Genomic DNA, 19,221 nt, shown 5'->3' with positions numbered 1-19,221 from the left:
GGTACAAATGAACAAGCCGAGATCTTCTTGGCGGTCGGGTGGCATGTGCGGCCCGCTGCTCGTTGCGACCGGCGTCATCCATCTGGGCTACGGAGTCGTGGTCGGGTGGGACAGTGTCGTCGACCTGTTCACCGCGGGCATCGGTAGTGCCGACTCGGGCTCGGCGACCAGGGAGTCATGGTTCTGGTTCCTCGTCGCCGGCTTCCCGATGCTGCTCGTCGGCCAGCTGGTCACGCGCTACCACGCGCGTACGAATGAGGTGCCCGGCTTCCTCTGCTGGTACCTCGTCGTGTTCGCCGCGCTGGTGTGGTTCATACCAGCGAGCGGCTTCTGGATCTTCTGGCCACAGGCTGCGCTCGCGTTCTATGTCGCCCGCACAGGTCGCAGCGCGCACACGCAGGTGGTGACCAGCAATGCTGTTTGACGAAGCGATTCCGAGTTGGCAGCAGCGGGAGCTCCATCGCATCAAATCCGACCTGCCGGCCGACGCGGTGTTCCGCGCTTTCGACGAGCTCACCTGGAGCGAGGTCCCTGTGTTCAAGGCCCTGATGAGCGTCCGGGGCCTGGCGCGCGGACGTGGTGGCGACGCCCGCATCTACGACTGGTTCAAATCGGCCGGGTTCGTCGAGCTGGCACGGTCCGACTCCGAGCTCGTGGTCGGTGCGATCGAGCCCGTCACCAAGCGTCGGATCACCACGCCGACGAACCCTGCTGAGTTCGCTGCCTTCTCAGACCCGGGCTATGTGAAGATCGGGTTCTCGTTCGTCGTGCGCTACGGGCAGATACTCACCGAGACCCGGGTCGCAGCGACCGATGTGACTGCGCGGCGAAGGTTCGCGGCGTACTGGCTGCTCATCCGCCCTTTCAGCGGCATCATCCGGTGGGCGTGGCTGCGCGCGATCCGGATTCGCGCGCAGAAGTCTGCCGTTATCACGCGATAGGGCTTACTCTGCGGCGTATGAGCGAGCCTTCGTACGTCTCCGGAACCTCCGAACTGCCGCTTCTCGGCGACACCATCGGCCACAACCTCGAGCGCACCGTCGCCGCGCATGGTGCGCGTGAGGCGTTGATCGAGGTCGAGTCAGGGCGACGCTGGACGTACGCGGAATTCGACGCAGACGTCGACGCCTTCGCGCTCGGCCTGCTCGCCCGCGGCATCGCCAAAGGCGACCGCATCGGCATCTGGTCGCCCAACTGTGCCGAGTGGACGATCGCGCAGTACGCGACGGCGAAGGTCGGCGCGATCCTGGTCAACGTCAACCCGGCGTACCGCACCCATGAGTTGTCGTACGCGATCAACCAGTCGGGTATGCGGATGCTCATCACGGCGACGCAGTTCAAGACGAGCGATTATGCGTCGATGGTCGAGCAGGTGCGCCCCGAGTGCCACCATCTCGAGACGGTGATCCACATCGGCGGGGACGACTGGGCCGATCTCGTCGCCGCGGGGGAGCGGCACGATCGTGCGGCGTTGCGCAAACGGATGGGCGAGCTCAGCGCCGACGACCCGATCAACATCCAGTACACCTCCGGCACGACCGGTTACCCGAAGGGCGCGACGCTCAGCCACCACAACATCCTGAACAACGGGTTCTTCGTGACCGAGACGATCGAGTTCACCGAGCAGGATCGGTTGTGCATTCCCGTGCCCTTCTATCACTGCTTCGGCATGGTGATGGCCAACCTCGGCTGCACGACGCACGGCGCCGCGATGGTCATCCCGGCGCCGGCATTCGACCCGGCGGTCACGTTGCAGTCCGTACAGGACGAACGCTGCACTGCGCTGTACGGCGTGCCCACGATGTTCATCGCCGAGCTGAACCATCCCGACTTCGCGTCGTACGATCTGTCGACTCTGCGTACGGGCATCATGGCGGGCTCGCCGTGTCCGGTCGAGGTGATGAAGCGCTGCATGACCGATATGCACATGGAGCAGGTCTCCATCGCGTACGGCATGACCGAGACCTCTCCCGTGTCCATGCAGACCCGACCCGACGACGATGTGGAACGGCGTACGGCCACTGTCGGCCGCGTGCATCCGCATGTCGAAGTCAAGATCATCGACCCAGTCACGGGCCTGACTGTCGATCGAGGTACGCCGGGCGAGTTCTGTACGCGCGGCTATTCGGTGATGCTCGGCTACTGGGACGACCTCGACAAGACGCGAGAGACGATCGACGCTGCTCGCTGGATGCACACGGGCGATCTCGCCGAGATGCGTGACGACGGGTACGTCAACATCGTCGGTCGAATCAAGGACATGGTGATCCGTGGCGGCGAGAACCTCTACCCCCGCGAGATCGAGGAGTTTCTCTACACCCATCCCGACATCGCAGACGTCCAGATCGTCGGCGTACCGGATGAGCGCTACGGCGAGGAGCTGTGCGCCTGGCTGCAACTGCGCGAAGGCGCTGCGGAGATCGACGCCGACGGACTTGCGGCGTTCTGCGAAGGCAAGTTGGCGCGGCACAAGATCCCGAAGTACGTGCTTGTCGTCGACGAGTTCCCGATGACCGTGACCGGCAAGGTGCGCAAGGTGCAGATGCGCAAGGAGTCGGTCGAGCGCCTCGGTCTCGATGCAGGAGCGGCAGGCGCCACGGCCTGAAGCGTCGCGCCTACGGGCGCGTACCCGGCAGGGATGCGGGCATAGCAGATAGCGTGTCTGCGTGTCTACAGTGACGGAGCGCATCGACGGCTTTCAGCGCCGCCATGCCGTGATCGGCTATCCGATCGCCGTCATCTACAAGTTCGGCGACGACCAGGGAAACTATCTCGCCGCGATGATGACGTACTACGCGTTCATCGCGATCTTCCCGATCCTGCTGCTCGGCACGTCGCTGCTCGGGCTGTTCATCCAGGGCAACGACGCGCTACGTGACGAGATCTTCAACTCCGCGCTCAGCCAATTTCCGATCATCGGAGACCGGCTTGGTCAGCCCGACGAGCTCAGCGGTAGCACCGCATCGGTCGTCATCGGACTCCTCGTCGCGCTGTACGGTTCGCTCGGTGTCGCTCAGGCCGGACAACACGCGATCAACGTCGCGTGGGCCGTGCCGCGCAACGCCCGCCCGAATCCGATCATGTCGCGGTTGAAGAGCGTCGTCCTCCTCATGATCGCCGGTGCCGCGCTGATAGCGACGGCGATCGGGTCCGCCTTCGCCCGCAACTCCGATGTCGTGGGCAGTCGGATGCAGGCATTGCCGAGCTGGGTGATCCCGTTCGGGACCACGGTGCTGTTCGCCTTGATCTTCACCGCGATGTTCCGACTCGCGTCGGCGTACGACCATCGCTTCCGCAGCGCGGCGCCGGGAGCGATCGCCGTCGCCGTGATGTGGCACTACCTGCAGCAGGGCGGTGAGGTCTACGTACGCGAGGTGCTGCAGGGCGCGAGCGAGGTCAACGGTACGTTCGCGCTGGTCCTCGGGCTGATCGGCCTGATCTACATCGGCTCGTTCATCGTGGTGTTCGGCATCGAGATCAACGTCGTGCTCGCGAAGCGCCTCTACCCGCGGGCGCTGCTCACGCCGTTCACCGACCATGTCGATCTGACCGAGGCCGACAAGCGGGCGTACGCCGGTTACGTACGCGCGCAGCGGCACAAGGGGTACGAAGTGGTCGATGTCCGCTTCGAGCGGCGGCCGCCGCGTAAGACGGCGTTCAAACCCGCGCCGCCGGACTCGGCTGACGGGGGTGTCTCCGACCATGACACGTTTCCGGAACCCGGCGAGGTGCCGGAGGACGACATGTCGCCGGACACGACCTTCGGCGCGGACGTGTCGGCCGATGACGACCCGACTCCCGATGCACCGCCGCCGGACGCTCCGACGGCGGTTCAGCCGGTCGATGAGAACCCGCCGGACGCCTTCTCCGTACCCGATGACCCGGATCCGACTCTCGAAGCGCCCGCCGACCCCAATGGCTTCGCCGGCCGACGCGAGGACGCGTGGCGCGACGGCAACGCGTCGTAACCGGATGAACAAGCGCGGGTCGGGGCACTAGGCTTGGGGGACCTATCCGTATTCGACGAAAGGCCACCCGTGCCCACTGGCAAGGTGAAGTGGTACGACGCCGACAAGGGCTTCGGCTTTCTCAGCAAGGACGAGGGCGGCGACGTCTTCGTCCGCGCCGACGCGCTGCCGTCCGGAGTGACGACGATCAAGTCGGGTACGCGCGTCGAGTTCGGCATCGTGCAGGGTCGCAAGGGTGACCAGGCGCTGCAGGTGCGGCTGCTCGACAAGCCGCCGTCGGTCGCGAAGGCGAAGGCACGGGCGAGCCGCAAGCCGCCCGAGGAGATGGTGGTCATCGTCGAGGACCTCATCGGTCTGCTCGACGGCCTCGGGGAGGGCTACCGTCACGGCCGCCACCCTGACTCGCGTACCGCCAAGCCGACCGCGTCGCTGCTGCGCGCACTCGCCGACCAGCTGGACTCCTAACGCCAGCTCGCGGTCAGGAGTTGTACGGCGGCTCGGTGCGAGGCGGTGGCGGCGGTTCGGGCGGCCGCTCCTGATCGTACGGAGCGCGCCGACTGCGAATGGTGGGGTCGTCGGCGGGTACCGCGTCGTTGGCGATCGTCGGGTCGTCCGGTTGGGCGGGCCGCGGCTGTGGATAGTGGCGGGTGGCGTCATCGGGCCGGGACTCGCGCCGAGTCGGGTTCGGGTCGGGCTGCGCCGACGGATGAGCTGACCGTTTCGAGGAGAACCGCGCGTACAACACGAACCCGCTCCACACGACGACGCAGATCGACGCGATGGTCAGGCCGACACGCGGGGGGTCGAGCGGCGCGAGGATGCCGACGAACCCGCCGACGACCCACGACAGCTGCATCAGCGTCTCGGAGCGGGCGAACACGCTGGTACGCACGTCTTCGGCGATATCGCGCTGGATCAACGCGTCGAGGCTCAGTTTTCCCAGTGATCCGCAGACACCGACCGTGAGGGCGAGCAGGATCGCCGCGGGGATCGAGAAGAGCACGGTGCAGACGACGAGCACGCTCACCTCGAAGACCATCACCACGAGGATGACCGCCTCGGGCGGACGCGAGCGTACGAAGGACGCGATCAGCGTGCCGACGGTCTGGCCGCCGCCGAGCGAACCCAGCACGGCACCGAGCAGGATGGTCGTCTCGGTCGTGCTCTCCCACCCGTCGAAGGTGGGGTTGCGCAGCACGAACGCCATGTACATCAACATGAACCCGATCAGGAACCGCAAGCCCGCGTTGCCGCGAAGCGCCCGCACGACGCTCGGGGCGATGGCGGGACCGCGATTCTTGGCGCCGCTCATCGACGCCATGCCGACCTGCTCCTCGCCCTCGGACGAGTCGACGCGTTCGGGCAGCAGGATCGCGAGGATCGTGGCGATCGTGAACAGCACGAAGGCGTACCGGCAGGTCCACTCGGCGCCGATCAGCGCGGTGCCGGCCGCGAGCGGGCCGGACAACATCGCGCCGGCCGTGCCCGTGAGCGAGATGCGGGAGTTCGCCTTGACGAGGGTGATCTGCGGCGGCAGCAGGCGAGGGACGGCAGAGGCCCGGGTCACGCCGTACGCCTTCGACGCGACGAGTACGCCGAGCGCAGCCGGGTAGAGCGTCGCAGTCGACTCGTCGGCGACGGCGCCGGCGAGGATCCAGCAGCAGAATGCCCGGATCGCCATCGTGCCGCCGATCGCCCAGCGGCGACCGCGGCGGAAGCGGTCGAGGAACGGCCCGATCAGCGGCGCGACGATGGCGAACGGCAGCATCGTCAGGAGCAGGAACCACGCGACGTCGGTGCGCGCCTCGCTCGTCGCGCCGGCGAAGAACAACGTGCCCGCGAGGGCGACCGCAACCGCCGCGTCGCCGCCGGTGTTGAACGCGTGTAACTCGAGCAGCCGAGACAGCCCCGACTCACCGGCGCCCTGTGCGTGGGTGAGCTTGCGGGCCTTTCGTACGGCGAACCGGCCACCGCGCCCGACGGCCTGCGCCGCACGGCCCGTCGACTGCGCCGCTCTTGCTGCACGCCCCTGCTCGGGCTCGCCGGGCGGGGGACCCGGGCTGCCCTGCGGCGGTGGTTCGTTCGGCGGCTCCACGGCTCATATCCTGCCGCACACCGCAGACGACCTTGCGGCGCCTCCGCACGAGAACCCGCGAAGTCGCGGCCGGTTGGCGCTAGCGGATGCTCGTACGAGAGAATCGGTGTCGTGGCACCCACAGTACGTACGCCCCGTCCCGACTCCGTCGGCGCCAACGCCGTCGAAGCGGCCCGCGCTGCGCTCGTCGAGGCCGTCGGATCCGTCGACGTCGGCGACCATGAGGGCGTACGCGCAGAGGGTGAGCGCACGGTTTCGCATGTGTTCGCCTGCAGGCGTCGCGGCTACCGCGGTTGGCACTGGTCGGTGACCGTGACCAGGGCGCCACGCCAGCGTTCGGTGACCGTCAACGAGATCGTGCTGCTGCCCGGCGCCGACGCGATCGTTGCACCCGACTGGACTCCGTACCGCGAGCGCGTACAACCCGGCGATATGAGCCCGGGAGACCTGCTCCCGCCCGATGACGACGATATTCGGCTCGTACCCGGTTGGTCGGCGGGCGATCCTGCCGTCGACGGCCTCGTCGATCCCACCTCCGTACGTCCGGTCGCCGACGAGGTCGGTCTCGGCCGCAAACGGGTGCTTTCGCTCGAGGGTCGAGATCAAGCCGCGGATCGTTGGAACGCCGGCCCGCAGGGCCCCGACAACGAACTGACGCGCCAGGCGCCGCACCATTGCCGCACGTGCGGGTTCATGGTCTCGATGTCCGGCCCCCTCGGCACGGCATTCGGCGTATGCGCCAACGGCCTCGCCAACGACGACGGCCGCGTGGTCTCCCTCGACCACGGCTGCGGCGCGCATTCGAAGACCAGACTCTCGCGCTCCGCCGCCTCACGTACGCTGCCGGAGCCGGTCGTCGACACCGTCGGCGTCGACGACCTCGAGCTCTTCTAGCCCGAGCGACCCCGCACCGGACGAGTCCGGATGTGTGCCGCCCCACAATCATTTGGTTGCTACACACACACGTTGTACGGTTGCTTGCGGAAACCAAGTAATCGTCCCTGGAATGCCGATGTCTGCAACCGCTACCACAGTGCCGAATCCCGCTCCCGAGTCGAGCGTGCCCGCTGAGCCGAGCTCGCCGCCGCTGCTCGAGGCGATGACGCTGTTCAGCCGTGCCATGCGGGCGAGCGTGCGCCAGTTCGACCGGCTCGAAACCTCCCTGCGACGTACGGACGCAGCGCTGTTGCGCTACCTCACCACCCATGGCGACTCCCGCGCCGGAGACATCGCCCTCGAATACGGCATCGATGCCTCGGTCGTCAGCCGCCAGGTCGGTTGCCTGGTCGAACGCGGCTACGTCGAGCGTCGCACGGATCCGGCCGACGCTCGCGCATCCCTGCTCGTCATCACCGGCTCGGGGCGTGAGCAGCTGGCGGAGTTCGACCGCGCGTACTCCCGCTTCCTCGCCGATCGTTTCGACGACTGGAGCGATGACCAAATCCGAACTGCCGCGGTCGTCCTCACGGACGTGGCGACCACGCTCATTCACGACCATCACGACGAGAAGGACTCATGACCTCTGCATCGACAGCGCCGACACCGAGCGGTGCGCGCGAGCCGGAGATGACGCACCGGGAGATCCTCGAGGTGCTCGTCGGACTGCTCGCGGCGTTGTTCACTGCGATCGTCAGCTCGACGATCGTGTCCAACGCGCTGCCCACGATCATCGGTGACCTTGATGGCAGTCAGACCCAGTACACCTGGGTCGTCACCATCTCGCTGCTCGCCATGACGGTCTCGACCCCGATCTGGGCGAAGCTGTCCGACCTGTTCAACAAGAAGCTGCTCGTCCAGCTCGCGATCATCACCTTCGTCATCGGCTCGATCTTCGCCGGAATGTCGCAGAACGTCCCCGAGCTGTTGGCCTGTCGCGCACTGCAGGGCCTCGGCATGGGTGGTCTGACCGCGCTCGCACAGTCGATCATCGGGTCGGTCATCCCGCCCCGCGACCGCGGGCGATACAGCGGCTACATGGGTGCCACGATGGCGCTCGCGACGATCAGCGGCCCGCTCATCGGCGGTGTCATCGTCGACACGAGCTGGCTCGGCTGGCGCTGGTGCTTCTACGTCTGCGTGCCCTTGGCCGTGGTCAGCCTCGTCGTCCTGCAGCGCTACCTGCACATCGAGACCATCAAGCGCGAGGTACGCATCGACTACGTCGGCGCCCTTCTGATCTCGATCGCCGCGAGCCTGCCGCTCGTCTGGGTGTCGTTCGCCGGCGAGAGCTTCGACTGGATGAGCGTCGAGTCCGCGCTGTTCGTCGGCGGGAGCCTCGTTGCCGCCGCCCTCGCGATCCTCGTCGAGAGCAAGCATCCGGAGCCGCTCGTCCCGTTGTGGGTGATCAAGGAGCGTACGACCGCACTCGCGATCGTCGCGAGCGTCGCGGTCGGCATCGCGATGTTCGGTAGCTCGGTGTTCCTCGGTCAGTTCTTCCAGATCGCGCAGGGCTACAGCCCGACCGAGGCCGGTCTGCTGATGGTGCCGATGATGCTCGGCTCGTTCGTCGGTACGACCGGCGCAGGCGCGATCATCACCCGTACGGGCAAGTGGAAGCGCTTCCTGGTCGGTGGCAGCATCCTGCTGATCAGCGGGCTCACCATGCTCGGCACCATCGACCACTCGACGCCGATCTGGCACATGAGCGTCTTCATGGTCCTGATGGGCCTCGGCATGGGCATGATGATGCAGAACCTCGTCCTAGCGGTACAGAACACCGTCGACGTGACGGAGGTCGGTGCGGCCAGCGGCGCAGTGGCGTTCTTCCGGTCGCTCGGCGGCGCGATCGGAGTGTCGGTGTTGGGCGCGGTACTCGCATCGCGCGTGTCCGACAAGATCGCCTCCGGACTCGCAGATCTGGGCGTCGACCCCAGTAAGGCCTCGGGGGGCGGCTCGACCAGCCTGCTCGACCTCGAGCATCTGCCGGCGCCGGTCGTCGACGTGATCCGCGCGTCGTACGCCGATGCAACGGGGCGCATCTTCCTGATCGCCGCGGCTGTCGCGGTGGTCAGCCTTATCGCGGTCGTCACGATCCGCGAGGTGCCGCTGCGCCTCACCGTACGCAAGTACGACGACGAGAAGGTCGAGGCGGAGAACGTCGGGTAACCACCGGCACAACACGTGAAGAGGGCTCCGGCGGCCACCGGGGCCCTCTTTGCATGAGGACTCGTCGGCTACGTCAGGAGCCGGCGGCGCCGAATGGCGACGTCTCCGCGTCGCGAAGGCCGGCGTCGAGCTGGAGCGCGTGGCGCCGACGACGGCAGTACTCGATGCCGATCAGGCCGAGGCCGAAGCCGGCGAGGCAAGTCCACAGCCACCAGATGTTCCCCGAGTCGCGCAGAGGGCCCACGAACGGCAGCAGCGCAAGGAACGCCACGAGCCACAGCACGGTGCCGACCGTGACCGTACGCACGCCGTCGACATCGAGCGGATCGACACTTGCCACCGCGTACGTGCGCTGACCGACCTCGATCTCGGTGACCTCCGGGCGACCGAGCTGGTGTCGCCGCGCCCGACGCTCGCGTCGCGCGCGGTCGCGGTTGCCCGACGGCTCCGGGGGCTGCGCGGAATGACTCACCCCACTAGGCTACCGCTGCCCGACGGCGGCGGGTCCGGCACGGCTCGCGCCCCCAAATCCTGACCAGGAGCGACATGATCGCCAGTCTCGATCGGTACTTTCAGATCTCTCGTCGTGGGTCGACGCTCGGGCGCGAGGTGCGCGGCGGCGTCGTCACGTTCTTCACGATGGCCTACATCATCGTGCTCAACCCGATCATCATTTCCGGTGTCCCCGACGCCGACGGCGGTTACATCGGTGGCGGTGACGCCGGGCAGGCATTCGGGCTGGTCGCGGTCACGACGGCGCTGGTGGCCGGCATCGTCACCATCTTGATGGGTGTTGTCGCGAACTTCCCGCTCGCCCTCGCGACCGGTCTCGGCCTGAACGCGTTCCTCGCGTACGCCGTCGCACAGCAGATGACCTGGGCAGACGCAATGGGGCTTGTCGTCATCGAGGGCATCGTGATTCTCATCCTCGTGCTGACCGGATTCCGCAAGGCGGTGTTCGAGGCGGTGCCGGTCCCGTTGAAGACCGCGATCTCGGTCGGCATCGGTCTGTTCATCACGTTGGTCGGCCTGGTCGACGCCGGTGTCGTACGCAGCACGGGGCTCGCTGCGCCGCCGATCGGTCTCGGTCTCCCGGAGGAGAACAACACCCTCGCCGGCTGGCCGGTGCTCGTGTTCTGTCTCGGCCTGTTGTTGATGATCGCGCTGTACTCGCGCCGCGTACCCGGCGCGATCCTGATCGGCATCATCGCCACCACCGTCCTTGCGGTCATCGTGGAGGCGATCGCCGACGTCGGCCCGACCGTCGTCGACGGTGAGGTGGTGAACTCGCGCGGGTGGAACCTCAACGTGCCCGAATGGCCCGATCACATCGCCGACTGGCCCGACCTCGCGTTGTTCGGCGAGTTCAACCTGCTCGGATCGATCGAGGAGGCCGGGCTCGTCACCGTCCTGCTGCTCATCTTCACGCTGCTGCTCGCTGACTTCTTCGACACGATGGGCACCATGACGGCGATCGGCGCCGAGGCGGGCCTGAACGACGAGAAGGGCACGCCGGTCAACACCCAGCGCATCCTCGTCGTCGACTCCGTTGCAGCCATCGCCGGCGGCGCGTCGAGCGTTTCGAGCAACACGTCGTACATCGAGTCGGCCTCGGGTGTCGGTGAGGGCGCGCGTACGGGCTTGGCGAGCGTCGTGACGGGACTGCTCTTCCTGCTCGCTGCGTTCTTCACCCCGTTGGTGAGCGCGATCCCGAACGAAGCCGCGACACCGGCGCTGGTCCTCGTCGGCTACCTGATGATGGTGCAGGTCAAGGGCATCCCATGGGACGACGTCGAGTACGCCATCCCAGCCTTCCTGACGATCGCGCTGATGCCGTTCGCGTACTCGATCAGTGCCGGTATCGGAGCGGGCTTCATCGCGTTCGTACTGATCAAGGTGGCCCGCGGCAAGGCACGTACGGTCCACCCGCTGATGTGGATCGTCGCGGCGTTGTTCGTGCTGTACTTCGCGATCGAACCCGTCCGCCACTGGGTCAGCTAGTGCGGGCCATTAGGAGTGCGGCCGTCGCTACCGCGTCGACGAGCCGCAGAACTCGGCCGCGACGAGTGCTAGAGCCGCATCCGAGGCTTCGTCGTCGAGGGTGAAGCTGCGATTGACCATGATCGTGATCTGGCGTTTCGTGCTGTCGTTGGTGAATGCGAAGGTGTTGTAACCCGGTACTCCGCCGACGTGTCCCCAGATCTGCTGGCCGCACTTCTGTAGGTGCCCGAGTCCGAGGCCGTACCCGAAGCCGGGGAACGCGGGGCCGGACTGCTTCATCGCATGGAGCATCTTCCGCGACAGCAGGCGGCCGTCGAGTAGCGCGTCGTAGAACCGGTTGACGTCCGCGGTTGTCGAGACGAGGTCGCCGCTGGCCCAGGCAGCGGACATGTTGAAGCGGGTGAGGTCGGTGAGTCCGCCCTGCGAACGGACGTCCTCATAGCCACGAGCCGCCGGCCGACGCAACCGCGGGTCGTGTCCCGGGACGTACGTGTCTCGCAGGTGCGTTGGGCGCAGCACGCGTTGCCACAGTTCGTGCTCATACGCGTTGCCGGTGACCTTCTCGACGAGCATGCCGAGTACGACGTAGTCCGTGTTGGAGTACTCGAACCTCTCGCCGGGCGCGAACTGTAAGGGCTCCCGCGCCGCGATGCGTACGAGATCCGCCGGTGTGTAGTCCCGGAATCGCGATGCGGCGGTGGCCTTCACGTTGGGCCAGACGGCGGACTTGTAGTCGAACAACCCGCTGCGGTGCTCCAGCAGCTGCCGTACCGTGATCGATCTGCGGTACGGCAGCAGGTTCGGCAGGTATCGTGCGATCGGGGCGTCGAGCCGGATCCGCCGGTCGTCGACGAGGCTGAGCACAACCGTGGCGGTGAACGACTTCGTGACGCTCCCGAGCCGGAACTGCCGGCCGACTCGCGGTGGTTCCTGTCTGCGAAGGTTGCCGACGCCCTCGACGACATTGCGGACCCCGTACTCGTCACGCGTCGTGACCTGCACGCCCGGCGCGCCGTTCGCGACGATCTCCCGCGCGTGTTCCCGGAGCTCGGATCGAGACAGTGGTGGTGTCGGCTCTGCAGCGTGCGTCGCCGTGGGTGCGGATCCGAGGACGCCGGCAACCGCGACGGCCGACGCCAGGCAGGTGATCGATCTACGTAGTCTCATGGCCGCAACGCTAGGTATGAACAAAGGTCGAAGCAGTAGGCGCAATCCCCCGACGGCGGTGGGCGTAACTCCACCTGCCGATCACTTGTTCGTGCCGATGCGCGGCGTGCGGTCTGTGACCAGGAATACCAGGCTGCGATTTTTCGTTAGCATTGGTAATGACTTATGCTAACGACATGCCCGATCACGTCGCAAAGCTCGCACGTACCGATATCGGGCTCGCGCAGGCTCTCGCCGCCGCGGTCGTACGTCTCAACCGTCGACTCCGCAAGGAGCGGCGCTCGGATCTGACTCCGAACCAAGCAGCCGTACTCGGTGCGCTACGACGGCTCGGCTCGATGACGCCGGGCGCGCTGGCCGAAGCCGAGCAGGTACGCCCGCCGACGATGACGCGCATCGTCAACTGCCTGGCCGATATGGGCTACGTGACACGCTCACCGCACCCAACCGACGGCCGCCAGGTCATCGTGGAAATCTCCGACGATGGCGAAGAATGGCTCGCGGCCGAGCGTAAGCGCCGGGACGCGTGGCTGGGCAAGCGATTGCGTGAGCTCGAGCCGTCCGAACGCGAGGTGCTGCGCGAAGCCGTCGTCATCCTCGAGAGGTTGGCGACCGCTTGAGCCCCACCTTCCGTTCGCTGGCGATTCGCAACTACCGCATCTATGCGGCCGGTGCCCTGATCTCCAATGTCGGTACGTGGATGCAGCGAGTCGCCCAGGACTGGCTGGTTCTGCAACTCACAGACAACAGTGGCACCGCGCTCGGCATCACCACCGGGCTCCAGCTGTTGCCCGCCTTGCTGATGTCGCCGTACGCCGGCCTCGTGGCCGACCGCTTCCCGAAGCGCACCGTACTCTCGATGACCCAGATCGCGATGGCGCTCCCGGCCGCCCTGCTCGGTGTGCTCGCGATCACCGGTGTCGCCGTGCCTTGGCATGTTTACGTTCTCGCGTTCACGTTCGGCGTCGCGACGGCGTTCGACGCACCGGCGCGACAGTCCTTCGTCGTCGAGATGGTCGGCCCGGACGACCTGTCGAACGCCGTGGGTCTGAACTCGGCGTCGTTCAACTCCGGGCGGATGATCGGTCCGGCCGTCGCCGGTGTGATGATCGCGGCCCTCGGGTCGGGCGCTGCGGCGACCGGCTGGGTGATCGTCATCAACGCGTTGAGCTACCTGGCGGTGCTGTACTCCCTGCGGATCCTGGACACCCGCGAGCTACATCCCTCCGAGCCTGCCGATCGCGCGAAGGGCGCTGTCCGCGATGGCATCCGGTACGTACGATCCCGGCCTGACCTTATGCTGCTCCTCGCGACCGTGTTCTTCGTCGGAACGTTCGGCATGAACTTCCAGATGACCAGTGCGCTGATGGCGACCGAGGTCTTCGACAAGGGCGCAGGGGAGTACGGACTACTCGGCTCGATCATGGCGATCGGGTCGCTCGGGGGCGCGCTGCTCGCCGCGCGCCGACCCCGCCCGCGCCAACGGCTGGTGGTGGGCTCTGCCGTCGCGTTCGCAATCGTCGAGGTAGCGGCGGGTCTGATGCCCACGTACCTCACGTTCGCGGTGATCCTGCCGCTCCTCGGGCTGACGGCGCTGACGATGGTGACCTCTGCGAACGCGACCATCCAGTTGTCGGTCGACCCACAGATGCGCGGGCGGGTGTCTGCGCTCTACCTGATGATCTTCCTCGGCGGTACGCCGTTGGGAGCTCCGTTCATCGGGTGGATCGGCGAGGTGTTCGGTGCCCGCTGGACGCTCATCGCGGGTGGTCTGATCACGCTCGTCGGTACGTTGCTGGCGATCGCGCTGTTCACCCGGCACACCGGACTCGTCGTACGCCCCAAGTTCGGGCGGCGGCCGACCTGGGTGGTCGCGAGTCGCGCAGACATCATCCGGGCGCGCGTACGCGAGCAGGAGGTTCGCGCCGCGGCCAACGACGCCGCCTCCAACTGAGCGTCGGCCCGCGGCTACCGTTGTCCTCGTGCATCCGCGCTACCGCCGACTCCTGATCCCGGGGTTGCTCGTCCTCCTGCTGATCGTGGTGTTGGTGGCCTCCGTGGTCAGCCGATGAGACGCCTGGCCCTCGTCGCGATCGCTGCGGGACTGATTGCGACGGTCGCTCCCGCTCACGCTGTTGGCGACCGCGGTGACACCGAGCGGGTCACGACCATCACCGACGAGCGCATTGCGGAGTCGAGCGGTCTCGCCATCAGCGTGGACGACCCGTCGCTGCTCTACACGATCAACGATTCCGACAACACGGCCGCTGTGTACGCGATCGATCGAGGCAGCGGCGAGGTCGTCGGCGTGACGACGTTGTCCGGTTACGACCTCGCCGACACAGAGGCGCTCGGCATGGGTTCGGACGGCACTCTGTGGGTAGCCGACATCGGCGACAACTCAGGTGTGCGTACCGACATCGCGTTGTATGCGTTGCCCGAACCCGGCCGAGGCGACTCAACGGTCACGCCGGAGCGTTACCCGCTGCGCTATCGAGGTGGCGCGCAGGATGCCGAGGCTGTGCTGGTCGCACCGAAGTCGCGGCGCATCCTGATCGTGTCCAAGGGACTCGTTTCCGGGCAGGTGTACCGCGCGCCGAGGCGCTTGCGTACTGGCCGCCCGAACGTACTCCGCCCGGTCCGCGGAGTGCGTGCGCCAGGGATCGTCACCGACGGCGAATTCACGCCGAACGGCGAGCGGGTGGTGCTGCGTACGTACGGCAACGCGGTCGCGTACGACGCGAAGACCTGGAAGGAGACCTGGTCGACGGGGCTGCCCGCGCAGCGGCAAGGAGAGTCTCTCGCGGTCGAACCCGACGGTAAGTCGTTCCTGATCGGAACCGAGGGTCTCCCGTCACCGATTCTGCGGGTCGATCTGCCCCCGCCACCCGAAGCGAAGCCGAAGTCGGGCTCGAAGTCGTCCGAGAGCGGCGCTTCGGAGCGTACGGCCGACGATGAGTCGATGCTCGACCTCGGCATCAAGATCCTTATCGGGTTGGGGATTCTGCTCCTCGTACTCGTCGTCTGGATCGTGATCGCAGCCCGCCGGAGCGGGCGCCGCCAGTAACACCACCCCGCTGGGCCGCACGTTTCAGCCCCGATTTCGCCGAAAATGGGGCATATACGTGCGGCTCAGCGTGTGAGGCGCTCGACGACGTGGTCGATGCACGCGGTGAGCGCGGCCACATCATCGGGCTCGACCGCCGGATACATCGCTATGCGCAGTTGGTTGCGGTCGAGTCCCCGATAGCCGTCGATGTCGACGACACCGTTGGCTCTCAGCACCGAGCTGACCTGTTTCGCGTCGACGCCGTCGAGGTCTATCGTGCCGACGACGAGCGAGCGGTCGACGGGGTTCGGTACGAACGGCGCCGCGTACGTGGACGCCTCCGCCCAGTCGTACAAGGACGTGGACGAGCTGGTCACGCGGTCGACCGCCCAGTCGAGGCCGCCGTTGTCGAGCATCCAGTCGGTCTGCTCGGCCATCAGGAACAGCGACGCGAGCGACGGCGTGTTGTACGTCTGGTTCTTGGCCGAGTTATCGATGGCGCCGACGAGGTCGAGGAACGCCGGGACCCACCTTCCGGACGCCTCGATCTCGCGTACTCGGTCGACGGCAGCCGGTGACATGGTTGCCAGCCAGAGTCCGCCGTCGGACGCGAACACCTTCTGTGGTGCGAAGAAGTAGACGTCGGTGTCTGCGATGTCAACGGGCAGCGAACCGGCGCCCGAGGTCGCGTCGATCACCACGAGGGCGTCCGGGTCGGCGTCGGCCACCGGGTGTACGGGTGACATCACGCCGGTCGATGTCTCGTTGTGCGCCCACGCGTAGACGTCGATGCCGACCTCTGCCTTCGGTGTGGGATGCGTCGTGAGTGCGCTCTCGAGCACGCTCGGCGGGTCGAGGAACGGCGTCTTCGAGACGGCGGTCGCGAACTTCGAGGTGAACTCTCCGTGCACGAGGTGTTGGCTGCGCGCGCGAACGAGCCCGAACGTCGCGGCGTCGAAGAACGCCGTCGCGCCGCCGACGCCGAGGACGACCGCGTAGTCGTCGGGTACGCCGAGCAGGGTGCGCAGGCCTTCGCGGACCCGCCCGACGAGGTCTCGCACGGGCGCCTGCCGATGTGACGTGCCGAGAAGCATTGTGCCCGTCGCGGCCAGGGCGTCGACCGCCTCCGTACGGACCTTGGACGGTCCGGATCCGAAGCGTCCATCGGCGGGGAGCAGGGCGGTCGGGATCGCGATGTGCGGCGGTGTCATGTCTCGATTGTCGCAAGCCGAATTGGCCGCTGGCACCAGCGTCCCGTAATCTTGGCGGCTGCAGACACGGCGCACCGTGTCGATGACACGCCCGTGCGCTTGGTACGCAAGATTGAGACGAGCTCACCAGAGCTCGGGGAGTGGGAAAACAACTATGACAGCAACGAAGCGCGTACAGGGACTGACCGTCGCCGCCGCGGTGCTCTCGGCCGGTGCGATCGTCGCCGGCCCGGCCAACGCCACCGGCGCGACCGACGGCCAGAGCGTCACCACGTCGAGCAAGTCGGCCACCACGACGGACACAGTCGCCGCGGCCGCCAAGTCGCCCCGCAAGAAGGTCAAGTGTGGGCTCACGCTGAAGTTCCTGCCGAAGGTGGGCAAGGGCGGCAAGCGGATCAAGAGCATCTCGAAGACCACTTGTAACCAGAAGGTCCCGAAGATCTGGAACTCGGTGCGCCTGATCCAGACGAAGGCTTCGAACAAGTACAAGAAGACCTCGAGTAAGAAGGCCGCGAGGAACAAGTCGGTTGTCCGTACGTTCTGCCCTCGCGAGGTCCGTACGTACCGAGTGGTCGGGCAGACCACGGTGAAGCTGCCGAAGAGCTCGAAGAAGAAGTTCCTGACGATCAAGAAGAGGATCAAGGCTCAGAAGGGCACCTGCCGCTGATGTGAGGTCCCTCTCAGAGTGGCCATCGAACCGTGAGGTTCGGTGGCCACTTTTTGTTTGCCGGCAACCCATCGGGCGCAGGGCTGGCCACATGCACGTACGGTGCCGATTCGATATGGTCACCACGGGCCAAGGCTGGCCAAGGTGGTTGGCGAGTGCCGCACTGCAGATGGGGGAGCAGCGAACTTGAGTGCGGATGCTGAATGCGGCGGCACGCAGGCACCGATCCCGTTCGAGGACTTCGTCGCCGCACGAGCGGGCGCTCTTCGTCGCACCGCGTATCTGCTGACTCGGGACACGCATCTGGCCGAGGACCTCGTTCAGACGGTACTAGCGAAGGCCTGGCGCAAATGGAAACGCATCAACGAGAGTCCGGTCGCGTACGTCCACAAGATGCTGGTCAACGAACACCTGAGCTGGCGACGGCGTCGCTCGAACGGGGAGCGGCCCACCGAGGTGCTTCCCGAGCGAAGTAGCGGAGATCCGACCGACGCGGTGGGCCCGAAGAACGATCTCTGGGAAGCGGTCGGCCGGCTGCCGGTGCGACAACGTGCGACGCTCGTTCTACGCTTCTACGAGGACTTGAGCGAAGCGCAGATTGCGGAAACTATGGGCTGCTCGGTGGGTACCGTGAAGAGCCAGACGAGCAAGGCGCTCGCTCGACTTCGGACTGACCCGGGGTTGGGCGACGCGTACGTACCCGCGGATCCGGGAGAGGGGGCGCGGTCTCGATGATCGAGAACGACCTGCGCGCCATGTTCCGAGAACGTGCGGACGACGCCGACGAACCGGTGCCCGAGCGCATCTCCCAGATTCGTACGAAGGTCTCCCAGCAGCGTCGGCGCCGCGTCACCGGCGCCGCGGCCGCTGTCGCCGCCCTCATCGTCGTCATCACGTTGTCGGGATTCGCGATTCTCAGCGATACCACCAGCGCTCCGATGCCTGCCGAACGGCCAGGAGGATCCGAGCGGTTCCCGGCCACGGTCAACGGCGACACCAATCTGGACTCGATGGTCGGCGACGAGGGTGATCGATCGGTGAGGTTGACGTTCACACCGGACGATACGGACTTTCTAGTCGATTTCGAATGTGCGGGCGCCTCGGCATCAGATTGGTTCCGCGTCGGAAAGGTCAATGGGTCGAGCATCGACCCCGGCTGCAAACAGGGCGACGCAATCCAACGCGTCAAGGCGCTCGGCCCGGGCAGCGTCGGAGGCGTCGCGACTGTCGACGATGTCCGTCGGTACTGGCGTCGGCACGGCGTCGTGGCGGGCGAACCCGTGACGATCGAGTATCGGGTCGAGGAGGATGGCGCCGCGAAGAATCCGTTCGACGGGCGGCTCGGTATCGGCGTATATGACATGACCGGCGAACGAGTTGTGGATCATGGCGTCGCGCTGCCGCGGGAGCGCACCGTACAAGGAGTGACGTACGTACTCGCCGACCAGGCGCTCGACCCAGTGGGCGGCAGGTCCGGGGCCGCGATCGATATACCCGCAGTCGAGTCTCCGGCTCTCATTGTGTACGGCAGAAACACCGCCGTCCTCGGGGGCGTCGACGTGACGCTCGACGGGGAGTTGGACGTACTGCCGAACCCAGAATGGGCCTGGGCGGAGGTCCTGCCCGACGCCGAACGGCACCGAGTCGGTGTCAACCGGCGGGACGTCGAATCGGGCACTGTATTCGTCGCGTACTACACCCGCGCCGACGACGGCTGAGCAAGTCTGCAGTCGGCCGCTCCTACGTAGCGGCTGACGCCTAGTACACCTCCAGCGCCCGCCGACGCATCGCCGGTCACCAGCGAGGCTGAAAATCTACACGACAGCGGGCAACGCAGCGGCGGTCTCAACTCGTATAGAGCGTGACAGACAAGGCAGCGGGCAACGCCAACCAGGGCCAGGAACGTACCGGCGCTGAAGGCAACGCAGCGGCCTGATCGTCCACGACACGGCGGACTC

At 66.6% G+C, this 19,221-nt stretch carries 19 protein-coding genes; 15 read left to right on the top strand and 4 right to left on the bottom strand.

The features are described from left to right. The first annotated feature begins 7 nt into the window (after positions 1 to 7). From MU582_18755 to MU582_18735, 5 genes are all read left to right on the top strand, one after another. Complete coding sequence (locus MU582_18755; protein UPK74454.1) at positions 8 to 424, top strand: DUF6463 family protein; 417 nt, start codon at positions 8 to 10, stop codon at positions 422 to 424. Next, positions 414 to 941: a hypothetical protein gene (locus tag MU582_18750; GenBank protein ID UPK74453.1), complete on the top strand. Its 528-nt coding sequence runs from the start codon at positions 414 to 416 to the stop codon at positions 939 to 941. Before MU582_18755 ends, MU582_18750 begins: the two co-directional genes overlap by 11 nt. A 17-nt stretch (positions 942 to 958) precedes the next feature. Next, a complete protein-coding gene (locus MU582_18745) occupies positions 959 to 2,605 on the top strand; it encodes an AMP-binding protein (protein ID UPK74452.1) in 1,647 nt (548 codons plus the stop codon). A gap of 61 nt (positions 2,606 to 2,666) precedes the next feature. Next, the gene (locus tag MU582_18740) at positions 2,667 to 3,968 is read left to right on the top strand and encodes a YihY/virulence factor BrkB family protein (GenBank protein ID UPK74451.1); all 1,302 of its coding nucleotides are present in this window, start codon (positions 2,667 to 2,669) and stop codon (positions 3,966 to 3,968) included. A gap of 69 nt (positions 3,969 to 4,037) precedes the next feature. Further along, positions 4,038 to 4,433 (top strand): cold-shock protein, encoded by a 396-nt coding sequence (locus MU582_18735; protein ID UPK74450.1) that lies wholly within the window; start codon positions 4,038 to 4,040, stop codon positions 4,431 to 4,433. 13 nt (positions 4,434 to 4,446) lie between these two features. On the opposite strand, the gene MU582_18730 is transcribed toward MU582_18735, so the two are convergent. Further along, a complete protein-coding gene (locus MU582_18730) occupies positions 4,447 to 6,063 on the bottom strand; it encodes an MFS transporter (GenBank protein UPK74449.1) in 1,617 nt (538 codons plus the stop codon). Positions 6,064 to 6,174: 111 nt separating this feature from the next. Between MU582_18730 and MU582_18725 the strand changes: the two genes are divergently transcribed. The 3 genes from MU582_18725 (at position 6,175) to MU582_18715 (ending at position 9,168) form a co-directional block, all read left to right on the top strand. Continuing rightward, on the top strand, positions 6,175 to 6,957 hold the full coding sequence (locus MU582_18725; protein ID UPK74448.1) for a DUF3027 domain-containing protein: 783 nt from the start codon (positions 6,175 to 6,177) through the stop codon (positions 6,955 to 6,957). Positions 6,958 to 7,075: 118 nt separating this feature from the next. Then, positions 7,076 to 7,582, top strand: a complete 507-nt coding sequence (locus MU582_18720; GenBank protein UPK74447.1) for a MarR family winged helix-turn-helix transcriptional regulator — start codon at positions 7,076 to 7,078, stop codon at positions 7,580 to 7,582. Further along, positions 7,579 to 9,168 carry an MFS transporter gene (locus tag MU582_18715; protein UPK74446.1) on the top strand — a complete coding sequence of 530 codons (1,590 nt, stop codon included), beginning with the start codon at positions 7,579 to 7,581 and terminating at the stop codon, positions 9,166 to 9,168. The genes MU582_18720 and MU582_18715 overlap by 4 nt, the downstream gene beginning before the upstream one ends. A 73-nt stretch (positions 9,169 to 9,241) precedes the next feature. On the opposite strand, the gene MU582_18710 is transcribed toward MU582_18715, so the two are convergent. Beyond that, complete coding sequence (locus MU582_18710; protein UPK74445.1) at positions 9,242 to 9,640, bottom strand: DUF2530 domain-containing protein; 399 nt, start codon at positions 9,638 to 9,640, stop codon at positions 9,242 to 9,244. Positions 9,641 to 9,714: 74 nt separating this feature from the next. Between MU582_18710 and MU582_18705 the strand changes: the two genes are divergently transcribed. Further along, a complete protein-coding gene (locus MU582_18705; protein ID UPK74444.1) occupies positions 9,715 to 11,169 on the top strand; it encodes an NCS2 family permease in 1,455 nt (484 codons plus the stop codon). Positions 11,170 to 11,196: 27 nt separating this feature from the next. Here MU582_18705 and MU582_18700 read toward each other — a convergent pair whose 3' ends face one another. Then, a complete protein-coding gene (locus MU582_18700; GenBank protein UPK74443.1) occupies positions 11,197 to 12,336 on the bottom strand; it encodes a beta-lactamase family protein in 1,140 nt (379 codons plus the stop codon). Between the two features lie 176 nt (positions 12,337 to 12,512). On the opposite strand from MU582_18700, the gene MU582_18695 reads away from it, so the two are divergent. The 3 genes from MU582_18695 to MU582_18685 all read left to right on the top strand — a co-directional run bounded on the left by MU582_18695 (position 12,513) and on the right by MU582_18685 (position 15,403). Next, positions 12,513 to 12,956 (top strand): MarR family transcriptional regulator, encoded by a 444-nt coding sequence (locus MU582_18695; GenBank protein ID UPK74442.1) that lies wholly within the window; start codon positions 12,513 to 12,515, stop codon positions 12,954 to 12,956. Then, positions 12,953 to 14,290, top strand: coding sequence for an MFS transporter (locus tag MU582_18690; protein ID UPK74441.1), 1,338 nt, complete (start codon positions 12,953 to 12,955; stop codon positions 14,288 to 14,290). The genes MU582_18695 and MU582_18690 overlap by 4 nt, the downstream gene beginning before the upstream one ends. A 114-nt stretch (positions 14,291 to 14,404) precedes the next feature. Continuing rightward, complete coding sequence (locus MU582_18685; protein ID UPK74440.1) at positions 14,405 to 15,403, top strand: hypothetical protein; 999 nt, start codon at positions 14,405 to 14,407, stop codon at positions 15,401 to 15,403. Between the two features lie 65 nt (positions 15,404 to 15,468). Here MU582_18685 and serC read toward each other — a convergent pair whose 3' ends face one another. Beyond that, positions 15,469 to 16,596 carry a phosphoserine transaminase gene (gene serC, locus MU582_18680; protein UPK74439.1) on the bottom strand — a complete coding sequence of 376 codons (1,128 nt, stop codon included), beginning with the start codon at positions 16,594 to 16,596 and terminating at the stop codon, positions 15,469 to 15,471. Between the two features lie 154 nt (positions 16,597 to 16,750). Between serC and MU582_18675 the strand changes: the two genes are divergently transcribed. From MU582_18675 to MU582_18665, 3 genes are all read left to right on the top strand, one after another. Then, positions 16,751 to 17,263: a hypothetical protein gene (locus MU582_18675; GenBank protein ID UPK74438.1), complete on the top strand. Its 513-nt coding sequence runs from the start codon at positions 16,751 to 16,753 to the stop codon at positions 17,261 to 17,263. A 186-nt stretch (positions 17,264 to 17,449) separates the two neighbouring features. Next, entirely contained in the window at positions 17,450 to 17,998 is a 549-nt protein-coding gene (locus MU582_18670; GenBank protein ID UPK74437.1) for a SigE family RNA polymerase sigma factor, read from the top strand. Further along, positions 17,995 to 18,981 (top strand): hypothetical protein, encoded by a 987-nt coding sequence (locus MU582_18665; GenBank protein UPK74436.1) that lies wholly within the window; start codon positions 17,995 to 17,997, stop codon positions 18,979 to 18,981. The genes MU582_18670 and MU582_18665 overlap by 4 nt, the downstream gene beginning before the upstream one ends. Positions 18,982 to 19,221 lie beyond the last annotated feature (240 nt).

The organism is Nocardioidaceae bacterium SCSIO 66511 (genome assembly GCA_023100825.1).
Lineage (GTDB): Bacteria > Actinomycetota > Actinomycetes > Propionibacteriales > Nocardioidaceae > Solicola.
The sequence above is the reverse complement of the archived record's forward strand: the minus strand, read 5'-3'. Positions and strand labels throughout refer to the sequence as shown.